We start from the raw sequence: 15,737 nt of genomic DNA, 5'->3' as shown, positions 1-15,737 counted from the left end.
CGGCAGCAGCTAAGACGCAGCAGCTAAAAGGAGCGACATGAGCCAGGGACGAGTCTGGATGCCAGGCCTGGAGGCGAGCCAACTTCCGAGGCTGCGTCTCTTGCTGGTGGTAGTGCTGATCGTGGCGGTCTTGGTGAGTGCCGTGGCGGTTACCACCACCAGTCATTTGACCCGGGTGCAATACGCCCGCCTCCAGCAGCTCGAGCGCGAGCAGAACCAGCTACAGACCGAGTGGGGGCAACTGCTCCTCGAGGAAAGTGCCTGGTCGAGCCCGGCACGCATCGAGCGGCTCGCCAGTGAACGGCTGGAAATGCGCCTTCCCGATATCGAGCGGGTAGAGGTGATCGGCCCATGAGCACCACCCAGCGCCGCGCCGCCACGCCGCGTCGTCCGCCGCCCAGTGCCCCCCTGGGCGCTTTTCGATACCGGCTGATGCTGGGGCTGATTCTGCTGGCCTTGGGTATGCTCGGCGCGCGTATCGCCTATCTGCACGTCATCGACCGCTCCTTCTTGCAGGGGCAGGGCGATGCCCGCACCCTGCGCGTCGAATCGATCAGCGCTCACCGCGGCATGATCACCGATCGCAACGGCGAGCCGCTGGCGATTTCCACGCCGGTTGTCAGCCTCTGGGCCAATCCTCAGGAATTGCCGCCCGACGATATTCAGCGCCTGGTGCTGGCGAGAGCGCTGGATGTCGACCTAGATGACCTGAATGCGCGTATTGCTCGCTATTCCGAGCGTGAATTCATGTATCTGCGCCGCCAGATGACGCCAGCGGATGCTCAGGAAATTCTCGATCTCAACCTGCCGGGCATCTACCGCCAGCTCGAATATCGTCGCTATTACCCTTCGGGTGAGGCCTCGGCCCAGCTGCTCGGCGTGACCAACGTCGACGACCGTGGGCAAGAGGGGCTGGAGCTTGCCTACAATAACTATTTATCTGGCACACCGGGCAAGCGCCGGGTGCTCAAGGATCGTCGCGGCCGCCTGGTGCGTGATCTGCACCTCCTCAAGGAGGCCGACCCCGGCGGTGAGCTGGTCCTGGCGATGGATCAGCGGCTGCAGTACATGGCCTACCGAGAACTCAAGGCGGCCGTCCAGGAGCGTGATGCCGATGGCGGCACGCTGGTGATGATGGATGCTCGCACCGGAGAGGTGCTGGCGATGGCCAACCAGCCGTCCTACAACCCCAACAACCGTGCCGGCCTCGATCCCAGAAGCCTGCGCAATCAGGCCATCGTCGATGTCTTCGAGCCGGGCTCGGTGATGAAGCCACTGGCGATGTCGGCCGCTCTCGAGACCGATCGCTATTCGCCCGATACCGTGGTCGATACCTCGCCCGGTTGGATGCGCCTGGATAACCGCTTCACCATCCGCGACTTTCGTAACTACGGCAAGCTGTCCATGGCTGGGATTCTCAGGAAGTCCTCGAACATTGGCATGAGCCGGATCGCCCTCGATTTGCCCGAAACGGCAGTCGTCGATACCTACCGGCGTCTGGGGCTCGGCCAGTCGCCGGGCACTGGCTTCCCAGGGGAGGCCGACGGCAGCCTGCCGGCCCCCGTGCGTCTGGCGGATAGCCAGCGTGCCAGCCTGGCCTATGGCTACGGCCTGTCGGTGTCGGCTCTGCAGCTAGCCAGTGCCTATACGGCGATCGCCAATCATGGGCGCCGCTTGCCCGCTTCGCTACTCAAGCTCGATGAACCGCCCGAAGGGTCCGTCGTCATTGAGCCGCAGGTCGCCGATGAGCTACTCGGCATGATGGAGCAGGTGGTGCAGCCGGATACCGGCGCTCACCGTGGCGTGGTGCCGGGTTATCGGGTGGCCGGTAAGACCGGCACCGTGCACAAGGCATCCGGAGGCGGCTACGAAGAGGACGCCTATCGTGGCCTCTTCGTTGGCATCGCCCCGGCCTCGGATCCACGGCTCGTCACGGTCGTGATGATCGACCATCCCCGCGGGGGAGATTACTATGGCGGCTTGGTCGCCGCACCGGTGTTTTCCACCGTGGTCGGCAACGCACTGCGTCTGCTCGATGTGCCCCCCGACCAAGAGACGCTCTCATCCGCCGACGCCCCTTGATTCCTGGAGACACGCATGCAGGTCGATAACTCGCGACTCCTCACCAGCCTTGAGGACTTCTGGCCCGGCATTACCAGCTCGCTTCCCGCTCAGCCCGAGGGGCCGCGCCGGCTGGTCCAGGATAGCCGGCGCGTGACCCCGGGCGACGTCTTCATTGCGCTGCCCGGTGTGCATGTCGATGGCCGTGATTACCTGGCCCAGGCGCTCGAGGCCGGCGCCGCGCTGGTGCTTTGCCATGACGATGCCGAATCGCCTTCTTTCGAGAAGGCCGATGAGCCTCGGGTGCTGATGCTGACAGGCCTCAGGCACTGCGTGGGCGAGCTCGGCCGGGCGCTGTTCCAGGTGCCCGAGGAACAGCAGCTGATCGGCGTCACCGGCACCAATGGCAAGAGCTCGGTGACGCACTATATCGCCGCCCTGAGCGAGGCGATCGGTCGTTCCTGCGGGCTGATCGGCACGCTGGGCAGCGGTCGTCCCGGGGCTCTGGCGGATAGCGGCCTGACGACGCCAGGCCCGCTGGCGCTGCAGGAGAGCCTGGGTGAGATGGCCGCCCAGGGCATTGATCGGGTGGCCATGGAAGTGTCGTCTCATGCCCTCGATCAGCAGCGCCTCGAGGGCTGTCGGGTGCAGGCCGCGGTGTTCACCAACCTGAGCCGTGATCACCTGGATTATCACAGCGGCATGGCCGATTATGCCGCCGCCAAGGCAAGGCTCTTCAAGCGCTCGGAGCTCGAACTGGCCGTGGTCAACGGCGATGATTCGCTGGCGAGGCTGATGCTGGCCGGACTGCCCAAGGGCGTGCGGGTGCTGGCCGCCGGCAAGGATGAGGCCACCACCTTCAGGGTGCTCGACTGGGAACCGCGTCCCGACGGCCAGCGCGCCCTGATCGCCAGCCCGGACGGGGAGTTCGCGCTGGCGCTGTCACTGATGGGACGCTTCAACCTGGATAACGTCCTGCTGGCGATGGCCACCCTCTATGGCCTCGGCGAATCCCTTGAAGATATCAGCGTGGCCGCAGGCAAGCTGACCCCGGTGCCGGGGCGCATGCAGCTGCTCACCCGTCCCGGTCAGCCGTCGGTGGTGATCGATTACGCCCATACGCCGGATGCGCTGGACAATGCCCTGGCCGCGCTGCGGGCACACCTGGGCAAGTCCGGCCAGCTGTGGTGCCTGTTTGGCTGCGGCGGTGATCGTGATCGCGGCAAGCGGCCGCTGATGGCTCGCGCGGCCGCTGCCCACGCTGACCGCCTGGTGATCACCGACGACAACCCGCGAGGCGAAGAGGCGGCAACGATCCGGGCTCAGATCCTCGAGGGGCTCGAACCGGCTCAGCGCGACGTGGCCTGGTGTATCGATGGGCGTCGCGCGGCGATTCGCGCCTGTCTCGAGGCCGCTGGTCCGGACGACGTGATACTCATCGCCGGCAAGGGGCACGAGACGTACCAGGAAATTGCTGGCGTGCGCCATGACTTCTCCGATGTCGAAGAGGTCGGCAATGCCTTGGATGCCCTGGCGAGCTTGCCCGGGGATGCGGCGCCGGAGTCGCGCTCATGAGCGGCGCTGGCCTAGAGACACTGGGTGCGCTTGCCGAGCTGTTGGGCACGCCCTGTCCGGTCGAGCCTGAGTCAAAGGTGGCCGGCATCACCACCGATACCCGGGCGCTGGCGCCGGGTCAGGTGCTAGTGGCGCTGGTCGGTGAGCGTTTCGATGCTCATGATTATCTTGCCAAGGCCCGGGAAGCCGGGGCGCTGGCCGCGGTGGTGTCACGGCCGGTCGAAGACCCGCTGCCCCAGCTCGTGGTCGCCGATACCCGGCTGGCGCTGGGCGTGCTGGCCAAGGCTCGCCGCCAGGCCTGGGGCGGGCCGCTGGTGGCCGTGACCGGCAACAGCGGCAAGACCACGGTCAAGGAGCTGCTGGCCACGCTGCTTTCGGCAGGCGGCAAGGGGCTCGCGACCCGCGGTAACCTCAACAATGACATTGGCGCACCGCTGACCCTGCTGGGCCTCACCCCCGAACATCGCCATGCGGTGCTCGAGCTGGGCGCCAATCATCTCGGTGAGATCGCCTGGACGACGCTCCTGGCAGCACCTCAGGTGGCGGTGATTACCAACGTCACCGGCGCCCATGTGGGCGAGTTCGGTGGCATGGGATATATCGCCCAGGCCAAGGCCGAAATCCTCTCTGGCCTCGGCGCCGACGGGGTGGCCGTGCTCAATCGCGACGATGTCTTCTATCCGCTGTGGCGTCGCCTGGCCGAGCCCCGCGAGGTGCTGGATTTCGGCTTCGGGGAAGGCGCGCGGGTTCGGGCATCCGATCTGCTATGCGATGACCAGGGGCGCTATGCGTTCACGCTGCTCGTTGATGGGCGCTCGCTGGGTCGCGTGCAGCTTGGGCTGCTTGGACGTCATAATGTGGCCAACGCCTTGGCGGCCGCAGCGGCCGCCCTGGCCATGGGGCTCGATGTGGCTTCGCTGATGGCGGGCCTGTCAGCGGCAATGCCGATGCCCGGTCGCCTGATGGTGGTGCCGGGAATCCGCGATTCACGTTTGCTCGACGATACGTATAATGCCAACCCCGGTGCGGTGAAGGCGGCGATAGACCTGCTGGCCGAGCTACCGGGCCCCCGCTGGTGTCTGCTGGGGGCCATGGGTGAACTGGGAACGGCGTCCGAGCGGCTGCATGCCGACATTGGACGCCATGCGCGGGAACGAGGGATCGACTTCCTCGGCACTCTGGGCGCGCCGGCCGAGCCGGCGAGCCAGGCCTTCGGTGAAGGCGGGTGTCATTTCAATGATTGGCAGGCGCTTGCACGCCATGCCCACAACCATCTTCCGCCCGGGGCCAGCGTACTGGTCAAGGGCTCGCGCAGCGCCGGCATGGAACGTCTGATTGCCGAGCTGCGCCTGGATGCATCAAGGTGAACGCGACCCATGCTGCTTTTTCTTGCCGAGCTACTGGCGCATTACAATAACGTCTTCAACGTCTTCAGTTACTTGACCCTGCGCATGATTCTGGGGACCTTGACGGCCCTGCTGCTGTGCCTGTGGTTGGGGCCGATGATGATCCGTCGTCTGGTCGAGCGCCAGATCGGTCAGGCGGTGCGTGACGATGGCCCGCAGTCCCACCTGTCCAAGGCCGGCACGCCCACCATGGGCGGGGCGATGATCCTGATGGCGATGGCGGTCAGCACCCTGCTGTGGGGCGATCTGACCAATCACTATGTCTGGATTGTGCTCGGCGTCACCCTGGGCTTCGGCGCTATCGGCTGGGTCGATGACTTCCGCAAGGTGGTCGAGAAGAATCCCCGGGGTCTGCCGGCCCGCTGGAAGTACTTCTGGCAGTCGGTGATTGGCCTGGGCGCCGCGGTCCTGCTCTATCTGACGGCGGCGAGCCCGGTCGAGACCAGCCTGATCGTGCCGCTGTTCAAGGATGTGGTGGTGCCGCTGGGGCTGTTCTTCGTGGTGCTGACCTATCTGGTGATCGTCGGCAGCTCCAATGCCGTCAACCTGACCGACGGCCTGGACGGCCTAGCGATCATGCCCACCGTGCTGGTAGCCATGGGCCTTTCCGTATTCGCCTACGCCAGCGGCAACACCGTTTTCGCGAACTACCTGCATATCCCGCTGATTCCCGGTGCCGGTGAGCTCGCCGTGTTCTGCGGCACGATTGCCGGTGCCGGTCTCGGCTTTTTGTGGTTCAACACCTATCCGGCCCAGGTCTTCATGGGTGACGTGGGCGCCCTGGCACTTGGCGCGGCGCTGGGCGTCGTGGCGGTGATCGTGCGCCAGGAGATCGTGCTGTTCATCATGGGCGGTGTCTTCGTCATGGAGACGGTGTCGGTGATTCTGCAGGTCGGTTCCTACAAGCTCACCGGGCGGCGCATCTTCCGCATGGCGCCTCTGCACCATCACTTCGAGCTCAAGGGCTGGCCCGAGCCGCGGGTGATCGTGCGCTTCTGGATCATCACCGTGGTGCTGGTGCTGATGGGACTCGCGACGCTGAAGGTGCGCTGATGGTTGTGGTCCCCAAGGGGGTGACCCTGGTGGTGGGGCTCGGCGTGTCGGGCCGCGCCATCGCTCGCCATCTGTCGCGTCTGGGCACTCCCTTCATGATGGCCGATACCCGTGACGTCCCGCCCGGCCTCGATGCCGTGCGAGCGGAGCATCCTGGCGTGGCTATCCACTGCGGGCCGCTCGACGCGCTCGACATGTCGGCGGCCACCGAAGTGGTGCTGAGCCCTGGCGTCGACCCGAAAACCCCGGGCCTGCCGTCGCTTTCGGCCGTCGATCAGGACGGGCGGCCGCTCCTGGTCGGCGAGATTGCGCTCTTCGTGCGTGCCGCCCGTGCGCCGATCGCCGCCATTACCGGCGCCAACGCCAAGTCCACCGTGACCACCTTGCTCGGCGATATGGCCCTGGAGGCCGGCAGGTGCGTCGCGGTGGGCGGTAACCTGGGCACGCCGGCGCTGGATCTGTTGGCAGAGGTGCCCGATGCCGAGCTCTACGTGCTGGAGCTGTCGAGCTTCCAGCTCGAAACCACGCCTTGGCTCGGCGCCGAGACGGCGGCCTTTCTCAATCTTTGCGAAGATCACCTGGATCGCCATGGCGATATGGCGGGCTATCGCGCCGCCAAACTGGCGATCTTCCGCGGGGCGGCGCATGGCGTCGTCAACGCCGATGATTCCATGACCTGGCCTGAGTCTGTGCTGCCGGCACTGGATCGCTTCACGATCGGGGCGCCGGCCGGTGATGACTGGGGGATTGCGCCCCATGATGACGGCCAGGGCCCTGCGCCCTGGCTGATGCATGGCGACATCCCTCTGATGCCGGCTGCCGCCGTGCGCTTGCCCGGACGTCACAATCAGGCCAACGCCCTGGCCGCGATGGCCATGGGCAAGCGCCTGGGACTGCCGCTTGTGGCCATGCGCACCGTGCTCGAGCGTTTCGCTGGGCTTGCCCACCGCGGCGAACTGGTAGCCAAGGCCAATGACATCCTCTGGATCAATGATTCCAAGGGCACCAATGTGGGCGCCACCCTGGCGGCCATCGGCGGCCTGGGACCGACACTCGAGGGTCGCCTGGTGCTATTGGCAGGTGGCGTGGGCAAGGGGGCCGATTTTTCTCCTCTGGCCGCACCGCTTTCCCGGTATGCTCGTGAAGTGGTGGTGTTTGGCGCCGATGCCGAGCGTTTGGCGGCGGCGCTGGACGAGAGCGTAACCGTGACCCGAGTCGATGATCTGGTCTCTGCCCTGAAGCGGGCGCATACGGTTGCCCGGCCCGGGGATGCGGTACTGCTGTCGCCGGCCTGTGCGAGCCTCGATCAGTTCCCCAACTACATGGCCCGCGGAGATGCCTTCCGTGACTGGGTGCTGACGACGCTGGGAGAGGGCGAATGAAAGGGCTTCGCGAGCGCTTGTCCACCGCACACCAGCCCTTCGATGGTTGGTTGTTGCTGTCGGCCCTATCGCTGATGTTGGTGGGCTGGGTGATGGTCACCTCGGCGTCCAGTGAAGTCGCGTCGGGGCTTACCGGTAATCCCTTCTACTTCAGCATTCGCCATGGACTCTTCGTGGTCATGGCGATCGCGGTGGGCTATGCGGTGCTGTGGGTGCCGCTGGGCTGGTGGCGGGTCAATGGCCAATTGCTGTTGGGCGTCGCCGTCTTTTTATTGCTGGTGGTGCTTATCGTCGGCCGTGAGGTCAACGGCAGTACCCGCTGGCTATCGATCCCCGGTTTGCCTCTCAACTTGCAGCCCTCCGAGATCGCCAAGCTGTGCATGATCGCCTACATGGCCGGCTATCTCGAGCGCTTCTTGCCGATGGTACGCAAGACCTGGGGTGCCTTCCTGCGGCCCTTGCTGGTGACGGGCGTGATCGCCTTTCTGCTGATTCTCGAGCCCGACTATGGCTCGGTGGTGGTGATCACCGGCTGCGTGATGGGCATGCTGCTAATGGCGGGAGCACCGATGTGGCGCTTTCTGCTGCTCTTGGTGCTGTTGGCGGGGCTTGGGCTTCTGCTGGCCATCGCCGAACCCTACCGCATGGCGAGGCTGACCAGCTTTTCGGACCCCTGGGCGGACCAGTTCGCCAGCGGCTACCAGCTGACTCAAGCGCTGATCGCCTATGGCCGTGGCCATTGGTTTGGCCTGGGGCTGGGTAACAGCGTACAAAAGCTCTTCTATCTGCCGGAGGCACATACCGATTTCGTTTTCGCGGTCATTGCCGAAGAGCTGGGCTTGATTGGCGCCATCACGGTGGTCGGGCTTTTCGCGCTGCTGGTCATCCGGGCGCTGGCGGTGGGCCGGCGCGCAGAGCTTGCCAAATTGCCGTTCGCTGCTTATCTCAGCTACGGTATTGCCCTGATTATCGGCGCCCAGGCCTTTATCAATATCTCGGTGAGTACCGGCATGCTGCCGACCAAGGGTCTGACCCTGCCGCTACTGAGCTACGGCGGCTCGAGCCTGGTGATCAGCGCTGTCATGGTGGCGCTGCTGCTCAGGGTCGATATCGAGACTCGCCAGGCCGTGCGCCGAGCGAGCCCGACGGCACCCAAGTCCACGTCGAACAAGACGTCCTCGTCGAGCAGGGCCAAGCCCAACCAGACACCGACCCGCAGGGAGAGCGCGCGTGACTGAATCAAGACTTGAGCGGGTGCTGATCATGGCCGGCGGCACCGGCGGGCATGTGATTCCGGCACTGTCGCTGGCCCGCGGCCTCGAAGCCCGTGGCGTGCGCGTCGAATGGCTTGGCAGCCCGCGGGGTATCGAGAATCGCCTGGTCCCCGAGGCCGGCATTGCTCTTCACCATATCGACATCGCCGGCCTGCGCGGCAACGGGCCGGCGGGTTGGCTGTCGGCCCCCTGGCGGCTGAGCCGGGCCATCTGGCAGGCCAGGGGCGTGATCGCCCGTTTCAAGCCGGACCTTGTGGTGGGAATGGGCGGTTTTGCCAGCGGCCCGGGCGGCCTGGCCGCCTGGCTGACCCGCTGTCCGCTGCTGATCCACGAACAGAATGCCGTGGCAGGCATGACCAACAAGGCGCTTTCGCGGCTAGCGCGACGGGTCTATGCCGCCTTTCCGGGGGCTTTCCCCGGTCGCGCCGAGGTGATCGGCAACCCGGTGCGCGCCGATATTGCCGCTCTGGGTGAAACTCCCCGCGACGTGGCCACGCTGCGCAGCCGCCCGCTGCGCCTGCTGGTGGTGGGGGGGTCGCTGGGCGCCAAGGCGCTCAACGATCAGCTACCGGCGGCGTTGGCCAAGCTCGCGGCGGAACAAAGACCCGAGGTGCGTCATCAGGCTGGGCGCGACAAGGACACGGCAACTCGCGAAAGCTATGCCGAGCAGGGCGTGACCGCCGAGGTCAGCGCCTTTATCGACGACATGGCTGAAGCCTATGACTGGGCCGATCTGGTGGTATGTCGTGCCGGTGCCCTGACCGTGGCCGAGCTGGCAGCGGCGGCCAAGCCTGCGCTGCTGGTCCCTTTTCCGCATGCGGTAGATGATCATCAGACCGCCAATGCCCGGGTGCTGCTGGATGTCGGCGCCGGTGAATTGATGCCTCAGGCCGAGCTGACGCCGGCCGCGCTTGCCGCGCGGCTCGAGACGCTCTTGGTCCCCGATACCCTGGCCACTATGGCGAGCCGCGCCCGAGCCAATGCTCGGCTGGATGCCGTCGATCGCCTGGTGGCTGGTTGCATGGAGATAGACAGTGAACGATAGCAAGCAATCCCCGCTGGTTGGCGGTGACGTCCGTGGGCCCGGCATGCGTCGCATCCGACGCATTCATTTCGTTGGCATCGGCGGCGCCGGCATGTGCGGCATCGCCGAGGTGCTGGTCAACCAGGGCTACCAGGTCAGCGGTAGCGATGTGAAGGAATCCACGGTGGTGGCGCATCTCCGCCAGTGCGGCATCCGCGTGGCGCTGGGGCACGCCGCCGAGAACGTCGAGCAGGCCGATGTGGTGGTAGTGTCCACCGCCATCGACCCGTCGAACCCCGAGATTCGCTGGGCTCAGGAACACCGTGTGCCGGTGGTGCGTCGCGCCGAGATGCTCGCCGAGCTGATGCGCTTTCGCCACGGCATCGCGGTGGCCGGCACCCATGGCAAGACCACGACCACCAGTATCACCTCGACGCTGTTGGCCGAGGGCGGGCTGGATCCGACCTTCGTGATTGGTGGCAAGCTGACCAGCGCTGGTACCAATGCGCGCCTCGGCGAAGGTGATTATCTGGTCGCCGAGGCCGACGAATCGGATGCTTCCTTCCTGCACTTGCAGCCGATGGTGTCCATCGTCACCAACATCGATGCCGACCACATGAGCACCTATGGCGGAGACTTCGAACGCCTCAAGGGCACCTTCGTCGAGTTTCTGCACAATCTACCCTTCTACGGTTTGGCCGTGCTATGCATCGACGATGAACACGTGCGTGGGCTGTTGGGCCAGGTGCATCGCCAGTTCGTCACTTACGGCTTCAGCGAAGACGCCGACTACCGCATCACCGAGTTCGTCCAGGAGGCCGGTGAAGTGCGTTTCACCGCGCTGCGCCCGGACGGCCAGTCGCCGCTGGCGGTACGCCTGGCGATGCCGGGTGAACACAATGCCCTCAATGCCCTGGCGGCGATCGCTGTTGCCTGCGATGCCGGTGTCTCCGACGCCGCTATCCTCAGCGGCCTGGCCAGCTTTGCTGGCGTCGGGCGCCGCTTCCAGGTGCATGGTGAATTTCCGGCGCCGAGCGGTGAGGGCGAGGTCATGTTGGTCGATGATTACGGCCACCATCCCCGAGAAGTGGACATGGTGATTCGGGCGATCCGTGCCGGCTGGCCCGAGCGGCGACTGGTGATGGTCTATCAGCCGCATCGCTATTCGCGGACCCGTGACCTGTACGAGGACTTCGTGCGAGTGCTATCTGGGGTCGATACGCTGGTATTGCTGGATGTTTATGCCGCTGGCGAGACGCCGATTCCCGGCGCCGAGGGCAAGACCCTGGCCGGCTCGATTCGCCAGCGTGGCCGGGTCGACCCGCTGTTCGTCGAGCACAAGGCGGAACTGCCCGACCTGCTCAAGCGCATTCTGCGTCCCGACGATATCCTCATCACCCAGGGTGCCGGCGATGTCGGTGGAATCGCGCTGGGTCTCGCCGAACAACGCCTCGAGCTCGATAAGGTGGTGCTATGACCAATGATGCAATGATGACGAAGCCAGACGTGGGCGCCGAGCGCTTTGGTCGGGTGGTGGTCGTTTATGGGGGTGCATCCGCCGAACGTGAGGTGTCGCTAATCAGCGGCAGTGCAATCCTTGCCTCTCTCAAGCGCAGCGGCGTCGATGCGATTGGTTATGATCTGGCCGAGAGTGGCCTTCCTGGCCTGCAGGCGCTGGCGCCGGACCGGGTCTTCATCGCCCTGCACGGCGGTGTCGGCGAAGACGGCACCCTGCAGGGGGCCTTATCGCTGCTCGAGATCCCCTTTACCGGCAGCGGTGTACTGGCCTCGGCGCTGGGCATGGACAAGCAGCGCACCAAGGCCGTCTGGCACAATGCCGGGCTGCCCACGCCAGAGAGTCTGACCCTGAATGCCGCCTCCGACTGGCAGTCCGTCTGCGAGACGCTGGGTCTGCCGTTGATCGTCAAGCCGGTGCATGAGGGCTCGACGATTGGCATCTCCATCGTCGAGAGCCCCGAAGCCCTCGAGGCAGCGTACCGTGACGCCTCGCGTTTCGATGCGGCCGTGATGGCGGAACGCTTCGTTCAAGGGCCTGAGTATACGGTGTCGTTGCTTGGCGACAGCGTGCTGCCGGCGATCAGGGTCGAAGTCCCTAGCGGCTTCTATGACTACGAGGCGAAGTACCTTTCCAACGAGACCCTGTACCACCTGCCCTGCGGGCTCTCTAGCGAAGACGAAGCGGCGCTTGGCGACTTGAGCCGTCGCGCCTTCGAGGCTATCGGCGCTAAGGGGTGGGGGCGCGTTGATATGATGCGTGATGCCGACGGGCAGTTCTGGCTGCTCGAAGTCAATACCGTGCCGGGCATGACCGATCATAGCTTGGTGCCGCAGGCGGCGGCGCATGCAGGTGTTGGCTTCGATGCACTGGTGCTGCGCATTCTCGAAAGCAGCCTTAACGCTGCGCGGGAAATCTGACCGGCAATGGAACGCTCCCGAGGGCCATGGCTGGGTCTGATTCTGTTTATCGTGCTGCTGGTAGCCGGCGGTCGCGTGATGTGGCTGTGGCTGGATCGCCCCATCGAGCGCGTGTCGATCCGCGGCGAACTCGACCACGTTAGCGCCGACTACCTGAGGGACCAACTGGCACCGCTGGTCGAAGGGCAATCCTGGTTATCATTGGATCTCGGCGAGCTGCGTCAGCGCGTGCGCGATATCGGTTGGCTTGATGAGGTGAGGGTGTCGCGTCGCTGGCCTGATGCCCTGACCCTCGAGCTCTTCGAGCAGGAGCCGGTGGCACGCTGGCACGACGATGAACTGCTCAATTCCCGCGGCGAGCCCTTCGCTTTTGGCTCTGTGGCTCCCCCCGAGGGACTGCCTGACTTGGCCGGTCCGGATGGAAGTGGGGCGGAAGTGCTCGCCTATTATGACCGTTTGCAGCAGCAGCTCGCGACGCTGGGCGTCGATATTCGCCAGTTGCGCCTCGAACCTCGAGGAGCCTGGCGCATGCAGTTTGGTAGCGGTGTCTGGATCATGCTCGGTCGCAGTGATCGGGATGCGCGTCTGGCACGACTCGAGTCCGCTTGGCGACGTCAATTGGGAAGCGAGGCGTCGCAAATTCGCTACATCGATCTGCGATACCCCAACGGCGTAGCGGTTGCCTGGCATGGTGAGACCGCACCCGTCGAGCCGTGAAGATTTAATGAGGCCAAGCACCTTTTTTCGGTGCAGCTCCCGCCAGCTGGGAGTTCTAGGTATTTCTTTCCGTGAAAAAACCGCTTATTGTGGGGCAGGTTTTTTATGGTGGGGTGGTGAAAGTGGGGTACTTGTTCCTATAATTGCCCCAATGTAACTTTTTTGTAGATTCACGGATGATCATCCGGACAGTTTCTAGGAGTATTCCCGACCCATGGCAGGACAATCCAACGCTTCCAATATGGTAGTCGGGCTGGATATCGGAACATCCAAGGTGGTGGCGATCGTCGGTCAGCCCAGCGACGATGGCGGCATCGAAATTGCCGGCATCGGATCGCATCCCTCCCGGGGGATGAAGAAGGGCGTGGTGATCAATATCGAATCGACCGTTCAATCGATTCAGCGGGCCGTCGAGGAAGCCGAGTTAATGGCCGGCTGCGACATTCATTCGGTGTATGTCGGTATTGCCGGTAGCCATATCAGTTCGATGAACTCCGATGGCGTGGTCGCCATCAAGGATCGTGAAGTGTCTTCTTCTGATATCGAGCGGGTGATTGACTCCGCTCGGGCCAGAGCGATATCCGAAGGCCAGCGCGTGTTGCACGTGCTGCCTCAGGAGTTTGCTATTGATACTCAGGAGGGGATTCGTGAGCCGCTGGGGATGTCGGGTGTGCGCCTAGAGGCGCGGGTGCATCTGGTAACGGCAGCGCTCAATGCTGTCCAGAATATCGAGAAATGCGTGCGGCGCTGCGGACTCGAAGTCGATGCGATCATTCTGGAGCAGCTGGCATCAAGCCATGCGGTGCTCACCGAAGATGAGCGCGAGCTTGGTGTCTGCATGGTCGATATTGGTGGTGGAACCACCGATATCGCGGTCTTCACCGAGGGGGCGATTCGCCATACGGCGGTCATTCCCATTGCCGGTGATCAGGTGACCAATGACATCGCCATGGCGTTGCGTACGCCGACCCAGTACGCCGAGAACATCAAGGTCAAGTATGCCTGCGCGCTGACCCAGTTGGCGGCAAGCGATGAGATGATCAAGGTGCCCAGCGTCGGCGATCGTCCGGCACGTGACCTGTCGCGACAGGCACTGGCCGAGGTGGTCGAGCCGCGCTACGAGGAGCTGTTCACGCTGGTCCGAGAAGAGCTGCGCCGCAGTGGATTCGAAGACCTGGTAGCGGCTGGAGTGGTGCTGACGGGTGGTACATCACGCATGGAAGGCGTGGTGGAGCTTGCCGAAGAGATCTTCCACATGCCTGTGCGTATCGCTTGCCCTCAAAACGTGCGAGGGCTCGCCGACGTGGTGCGTAACCCGATTTATTCAACAGGAGTCGGTTTGCTACATTACGGCATGCGTGATGCCAGGCAGGGGCAGGGTCGAGTCGTTTCGGCGCAGCCGAAGAGGGAGGACGTCTCCCGGGGATTCAAGGAAGCGATGCCGGCTCTAGAGAGAATCAAGGGCTGGTTCAAAGGAAATTTCTGACACGGACCGCATGCGGTCCAGGAGACGGGGCATATGTTCGAACTGGTTGATAACGCACCTTCAAGCAGTGCGGTCATCAAGGTGGTCGGTGTTGGTGGCGGCGGTGGCAATGCCGTCAATCACATGGTCGAGAGCAACATCGAGGGCGTGGAGTTCATCTGTGCCAATACCGATGCTCAGGCCCTCAAGCGAGTCGCCGCCAAGACCGTTCTCCAGCTCGGTAGCGAGATCACCAAGGGGCTTGGCGCGGGTGCCAATCCTGAGGTGGGTCGCCAAGCCGCGATGGAAGATCGCGAGCGCATCGCCGAGCTGCTGGAAGGTGCCGACATGGTGTTCATCACCGCCGGCATGGGCGGTGGCACGGGTACCGGCGGTGCGCCGGTGGTCGCTCAGGTGGCCAAGGAGCTCGGCATCCTCACCGTCGCCGTAGTGACGCGCCCGTTCCCCTTCGAGGGGCCCAAGCGCATGCGCGCGGCCGAAGAGGGCATGAAGGAGCTCTCCGAGCACGTCGACTCGCTGATCACCATTCCCAACGAGAAGCTGTTGTCGGTGCTTGGCAAGAGCGCCAGCCTGCTGACCGCGTTCAGCGCCGCCAATGACGTGCTGCTGGGTGCCGTCCAGGGCATCGCCGAGCTGATCACCAGCCCCGGTATCATTAACGTCGACTTTGCCGACGTGCGGACCGTGATGTCCGAGATGGGCATGGCGATGATGGGGACGGGCGGTGCTACCGGCGAGAACCGTGCGCGTGAGGCCGCTGAAAAGGCCATTCGCAGCCCGCTGCTCGAAGATATCGATCTGCACGGTGCTCGCGGTATTCTGGTCAACATCACGGCTGGCCCGGATCTGTCCATCGGCGAGTTCAATGACGTGGGTGCGACCGTCCAGGAGTTTGCCTCTCAGGACGCCACCATCGTGGTCGGAACTTCCATCGATATGGAAATGTCCGACGAGCTGCGGGTCACCGTGGTGGCAGCGGGCCTCGATGGCCGTGCCCCCAAGGCAGCCTCCGCGCCGCGTGAAACGTCAGCGTCACGTCCGGAGGCCTCCGATTACCGCACGCTGCAGCAACAGCCGGCAGTGATGCGCCAGCAGGCCGCTAAGACGGCCGACCAGGAAGCCGCCAAGGCCCGCGCCGACCAGCGCAAGGCCAAGGACATGGATGACTACCTGGATATCCCGGCATTTCTGCGTCGTCAGGCCGATTGAGGCAATCTATTGTTGACATAGCGTTCGCCGGGGTGAGTTTTCTTTGTTGAAACATTCGTTCGATGGTATAGTGAACACTGTTTGATAACTACATATCACGGCTCGGCGACTGCC

The 15,737-nt window shown here is 64.3% G+C and carries 13 protein-coding genes; all 13 read left to right on the top strand.

Annotated features, from left to right (window positions below):
- Positions 1 to 37: 37 nt before the first annotated feature.
- Positions 38 to 355 carry a cell division protein FtsL gene (ftsL, locus tag BLR71_RS07310; RefSeq protein ID WP_092524633.1) on the top strand — a complete coding sequence of 106 codons (318 nt, stop codon included), beginning with the start codon at positions 38 to 40 and terminating at the stop codon, positions 353 to 355.
- On the top strand, positions 352 to 2,082 hold the full coding sequence (locus BLR71_RS07305) for a peptidoglycan D,D-transpeptidase FtsI family protein (RefSeq protein WP_092524631.1): 1,731 nt from the start codon (positions 352 to 354) through the stop codon (positions 2,080 to 2,082). The genes ftsL and BLR71_RS07305 overlap by 4 nt, the downstream gene beginning before the upstream one ends.
- A 15-nt stretch (positions 2,083 to 2,097) precedes the next feature.
- Complete coding sequence (locus tag BLR71_RS07300) at positions 2,098 to 3,636, top strand: UDP-N-acetylmuramoyl-L-alanyl-D-glutamate--2,6-diaminopimelate ligase (protein WP_092524629.1); 1,539 nt, start codon at positions 2,098 to 2,100, stop codon at positions 3,634 to 3,636.
- Positions 3,633 to 5,003: a UDP-N-acetylmuramoyl-tripeptide--D-alanyl-D-alanine ligase gene (locus BLR71_RS07295; RefSeq protein ID WP_092524627.1), complete on the top strand. Its 1,371-nt coding sequence runs from the start codon at positions 3,633 to 3,635 to the stop codon at positions 5,001 to 5,003. The genes BLR71_RS07300 and BLR71_RS07295 overlap by 4 nt, the downstream gene beginning before the upstream one ends.
- A gap of 9 nt (positions 5,004 to 5,012) precedes the next feature.
- Positions 5,013 to 6,095 (top strand): phospho-N-acetylmuramoyl-pentapeptide-transferase, encoded by a 1,083-nt coding sequence (gene mraY, locus BLR71_RS07290; protein WP_092524625.1) that lies wholly within the window; start codon positions 5,013 to 5,015, stop codon positions 6,093 to 6,095.
- Positions 6,095 to 7,477 carry a UDP-N-acetylmuramoyl-L-alanine--D-glutamate ligase gene (murD, locus tag BLR71_RS07285; RefSeq protein ID WP_092524623.1) on the top strand — a complete coding sequence of 461 codons (1,383 nt, stop codon included), beginning with the start codon at positions 6,095 to 6,097 and terminating at the stop codon, positions 7,475 to 7,477. Before mraY ends, murD begins: the two co-directional genes overlap by 1 nt.
- Positions 7,474 to 8,715, top strand: a complete 1,242-nt coding sequence (ftsW, locus tag BLR71_RS07280) for a putative lipid II flippase FtsW (protein ID WP_092524621.1) — start codon at positions 7,474 to 7,476, stop codon at positions 8,713 to 8,715. Before murD ends, ftsW begins: the two co-directional genes overlap by 4 nt.
- Positions 8,716 to 8,740: 25 nt before the next feature.
- The gene (gene murG / locus BLR71_RS07275) at positions 8,741 to 9,796 is read left to right on the top strand and encodes an undecaprenyldiphospho-muramoylpentapeptide beta-N-acetylglucosaminyltransferase (protein ID WP_245696383.1); all 1,056 of its coding nucleotides are present in this window, start codon (positions 8,741 to 8,743) and stop codon (positions 9,794 to 9,796) included.
- A 43-nt stretch (positions 9,797 to 9,839) separates the two neighbouring features.
- Positions 9,840 to 11,252, top strand: coding sequence for a UDP-N-acetylmuramate--L-alanine ligase (murC, locus tag BLR71_RS07270; protein WP_092525080.1), 1,413 nt, complete (start codon positions 9,840 to 9,842; stop codon positions 11,250 to 11,252).
- 14 nt (positions 11,253 to 11,266) lie between these two features.
- The gene (locus BLR71_RS07265) at positions 11,267 to 12,211 is read left to right on the top strand and encodes a D-alanine--D-alanine ligase (protein WP_092525078.1); all 945 of its coding nucleotides are present in this window, start codon (positions 11,267 to 11,269) and stop codon (positions 12,209 to 12,211) included.
- 6 nt (positions 12,212 to 12,217) lie between these two features.
- The gene (locus BLR71_RS07260) at positions 12,218 to 12,928 is read left to right on the top strand and encodes a cell division protein FtsQ/DivIB (RefSeq protein WP_092524617.1); all 711 of its coding nucleotides are present in this window, start codon (positions 12,218 to 12,220) and stop codon (positions 12,926 to 12,928) included.
- Between the two features lie 214 nt (positions 12,929 to 13,142).
- Complete coding sequence (gene ftsA / locus BLR71_RS07255) at positions 13,143 to 14,414, top strand: cell division protein FtsA (RefSeq protein ID WP_092524615.1); 1,272 nt, start codon at positions 13,143 to 13,145, stop codon at positions 14,412 to 14,414.
- 33 nt (positions 14,415 to 14,447) lie between these two features.
- A complete protein-coding gene (ftsZ, locus tag BLR71_RS07250) occupies positions 14,448 to 15,623 on the top strand; it encodes a cell division protein FtsZ (RefSeq protein ID WP_092524613.1) in 1,176 nt (391 codons plus the stop codon).
- Positions 15,624 to 15,737: the final 114 nt, after the last annotated feature.

It is taken from the genome of Onishia taeanensis (assembly GCF_900100755.1).
Classification (GTDB): Bacteria; Pseudomonadota; Gammaproteobacteria; order Pseudomonadales; family Halomonadaceae; genus Onishia; species Onishia taeanensis.
The sequence above is the reverse complement of the archived record's forward strand: the minus strand, read 5'-3'. Positions and strand labels throughout refer to the sequence as shown.

Coding starts and splice junctions, on each gene's coding strand:
- ftsL (WP_092524633.1), top strand. CDS start 38: ATGAGCCAGGGACGAGTCTGGATGCCAGGCCTGGAGGCGAGCCAACTT.
- BLR71_RS07305 (WP_092524631.1), top strand. CDS start 352: ATGAGCACCACCCAGCGCCGCGCCGCCACGCCGCGTCGTCCGCCGCCC.
- BLR71_RS07300 (WP_092524629.1), top strand. CDS start 2,098: ATGCAGGTCGATAACTCGCGACTCCTCACCAGCCTTGAGGACTTCTGG.
- BLR71_RS07295 (WP_092524627.1), top strand. CDS start 3,633: ATGAGCGGCGCTGGCCTAGAGACACTGGGTGCGCTTGCCGAGCTGTTG.
- mraY (WP_092524625.1), top strand. CDS start 5,013: ATGCTGCTTTTTCTTGCCGAGCTACTGGCGCATTACAATAACGTCTTC.
- murD (WP_092524623.1), top strand. CDS start 6,095: ATGGTTGTGGTCCCCAAGGGGGTGACCCTGGTGGTGGGGCTCGGCGTG.
- ftsW (WP_092524621.1), top strand. CDS start 7,474: ATGAAAGGGCTTCGCGAGCGCTTGTCCACCGCACACCAGCCCTTCGAT.
- murG (WP_245696383.1), top strand. CDS start 8,741: ATGGCCGGCGGCACCGGCGGGCATGTGATTCCGGCACTGTCGCTGGCC.
- murC (WP_092525080.1), top strand. CDS start 9,840: ATGCGTCGCATCCGACGCATTCATTTCGTTGGCATCGGCGGCGCCGGC.
- BLR71_RS07265 (WP_092525078.1), top strand. CDS start 11,267: ATGACGAAGCCAGACGTGGGCGCCGAGCGCTTTGGTCGGGTGGTGGTC.
- BLR71_RS07260 (WP_092524617.1), top strand. CDS start 12,218: ATGGAACGCTCCCGAGGGCCATGGCTGGGTCTGATTCTGTTTATCGTG.
- ftsA (WP_092524615.1), top strand. CDS start 13,143: ATGGCAGGACAATCCAACGCTTCCAATATGGTAGTCGGGCTGGATATC.
- ftsZ (WP_092524613.1), top strand. CDS start 14,448: ATGTTCGAACTGGTTGATAACGCACCTTCAAGCAGTGCGGTCATCAAG.